The following is a 2,703-nucleotide window of genomic DNA, read 5'->3' on the forward strand; positions in this document are numbered from 1 at the left end:
TGGAATTGTCCTTCCCGTGGTGACACCCGCCCTTGTCGCTGGCGGCATGTTGACATTTGCTGGCGCGGTTTCAAACTTCGCAGCTCCGGCCCTGCTGGGCGCACCGGTGCGGATGCAAACATTATCCACCCGCATTTATGGCATGGTGCAGACCGGCAATATTGAACGCGGCTACGTGCTGGCGTTGATCCTGATCCTTGCCGCAGCCGCCCTGTTGTTCTTCAGCGACCGGCTGGTGTCGGGACGCAAGGCGTTCACGACCGTGACCGGAAAAGGCGCGCGCACCAAACGCTTCGCGCTTGGCAAATGGCGCTGGCCGCTATTCTTTGCCGCTGTGGCTCTTGGCATGATGACAACAGTCATACCCGTCCTCGTGTTATTCGCGTCCAGCATGGCAGAGCAATCCGGTGGCCTGTTTTCCAACTGGACTTTGCATTTCTGGATCGGACCTGCCGGCACGGACCTTGCCCAGGGCCAGGCGGGCATCTTCCGCGATCCGATCTTGCTCGGCTCGATCCTGACGACCATACGTCTTGGCCTGACGGTCGCGGCGACAACGATGCTGGTCGGGTTGGTCATTGCCCATACGATCGTGCGCTACAAAGGCACCTTCCTTGGCAATACGCTCAGCCAGCTTGCGTTCCTGCCGCTGTTCATCCCCAGCATCGCCATGGCGGCCGCCTATATCGCGATGTATGGCACGTCTATGGGTCCAATTCCGGCACTCTATGGCACGTTTACTTTGCTGGTTCTGGCCGCTACGGCGAACCTAATGCCCTACGCTGTTCAATCCGGGCGCGCAGTCCTCAGTCAGATATCCAGCGATATCGAGGAAAGCGCGCGGATGACCGGTGCCGGTCCGATCCGGCGCATGACAGAAATCGTACTGCCTTTGGCCGTGCGCGGCATCCTAGCTGGTGGTATTCTGGTCTTTATTAAGATTGTGCGCGACCTGTCGTTGGTGGTGCTGCTGTTCAGCTCCACCACACCGGTGTTGAGCATGATGGCCTTCAACTATGCCGGACTGGGCTTCATGCAGTTTGCCAATGCCATCACGCTGGTCATTCTTGTAATCTGCCTGATCGCCTCGGCGCTGGTCTACCTTTTGCAAAACAAAATACAGGGATGGAAATCAGCATGAGTGCTCAGGACCAGATCAGCACAACGCCCGCAATCGCGATTGAGCATCTGACAAAACGGTTCGATGGGAACACGGCCGTAGATGACGTGAGTATCAGGGTCCCACCCGGGGCATTCCTTGTTCTTGTCGGGCCGTCGGGTTGCGGAAAATCCACGCTACTGCGGATGCTAGCTGGGTTGGAACCGCCGACCGAGGGGCAGATTTCTTTTGGTGGTAAGATTGTGTCCGGCGGTGCGTCGGGAGTGCAAACCACCGCCGCCGCCCGCGACGCCGGTCTTGTGTTTCAAAGCTACGCCCTCTGGCCCCACAAGACCGTGGAAGGTAACATTGACTGGCCGCTTAAGGTGGCCGGTTGGTCCAAACAAAAGCGCGAGGAGCGTATCAACGAGGTGCTGAAGTTCCTCGACATTGAGGCGCTGCGCAACCGATATCCAGCGGAAATTTCCGGTGGGCAGCAACAGCGCGTGGCGATCGCGCGCACCATTGGGCCGCGTCCGGGTATCCTGCTGCTGGACGAGCCGTTGTCGAACCTTGATGCAAAGCTGCGTGTGGATCTGCGCAGCGAATTGATGCGCATTCATCGCGGCACCAAGGCGACCTCGGTCTACGTCACCCATGACCAAGTCGAAGCGATGACAATGGCGACCCATGTTGCCGTCTTGCGCGATGGTCGGGTCGAACAATTCGGCCCGCCTGATGAATTGCTGCTCAAGCCACAAACCACCTTTGTGGCGACGTTTCTCGGCACGCCTGCGGGCAATCTTGTGCCGGTCACGTGCAATGGTGAAGATTTTGTGTTCAATGGCGTCAACCTTGCGCCTACCGCGATTGCGCCGGATCTGGACACGGCGCAACTGCTGTATCGGGCGCAGGATATCACTGTTGGCAGACGAGATGGCCGCCCGACGGTCAAGGCGACCTATGCGGAATCCGCGCCGATCGCAGGCCAATCCATGGTGACCTGCTTGATAGGTGATTTGCGCGTGACTGCCATCGTTGATGGATTTTTCCGCGCCGATCCTGGAGCTGAGATTGATCTGTGTTTCCTGCGCGATCCTGACGCGGTGTTTGATGCCGATGGCCGGAGGGTGACTGAGTGAGACTGATCCTGATGCGCCACGGCGAAACGATCTGGAATGCAGAACAGCGTTTGCAGGGACATGACAACGCCCCGCTGTCGCCGCGCGGCATTCAGCAGGCTTTGGCTTTCAAAACCATGATCGCGGCGCTGAACCCCAAACAGGTGGTCTCGTCTGACTTGGGCCGATGCCGCGAAACGGTGGACCTGATCGGGTTCGCGGATGCGCCCGACGACATCCGCTTGCGCGAGTTAAACATGGGGGCCTGGACGGGTCAACGTAAACCGGAGCTGATAGCCGAATGCCCTGACGACTATTGGGCGTGGCGCGCGGGCACCTTCCATCCGGAAGGCGGCGAGACATGGCAGCAATTTGAAACCCGCGTGGCGGACGGCCTGCGCGACTGGCTTCAAAAGACTGACGGCGATCTATTGGCTGTCGTCCACAGCGGGGTGATCCGTGCCGCCATGGTCGCCTTCCTTG

Annotated in this window: 3 protein-coding genes; all 3 read left to right on the forward strand. The window is 59.2% G+C overall.

Annotated elements, in window-relative coordinates; all coding sequences use genetic code 11:
* A partial coding sequence (locus tag Q1B15_RS19755; protein ID WP_299757109.1) for an ABC transporter permease subunit occupies positions 1-1,141 on the forward strand: 1,141 nt, incomplete at its 5' end.
* Entirely contained in the window at positions 1,138-2,241 is a 1,104-nt protein-coding gene (locus Q1B15_RS19760; protein ID WP_299757112.1) for an ABC transporter ATP-binding protein, read from the forward strand. The genes Q1B15_RS19755 and Q1B15_RS19760, both read left to right, overlap by 4 nt.
* On the forward strand, positions 2,238-2,703 hold a 466-nt coding region (locus Q1B15_RS19765; protein WP_299757114.1), incomplete at its 3' end, for a histidine phosphatase family protein. The genes Q1B15_RS19760 and Q1B15_RS19765, both read left to right, overlap by 4 nt.

The organism is uncultured Boseongicola sp., assembly GCF_937988555.1.
GTDB lineage: Bacteria > Pseudomonadota > Alphaproteobacteria > Rhodobacterales > Rhodobacteraceae > Boseongicola.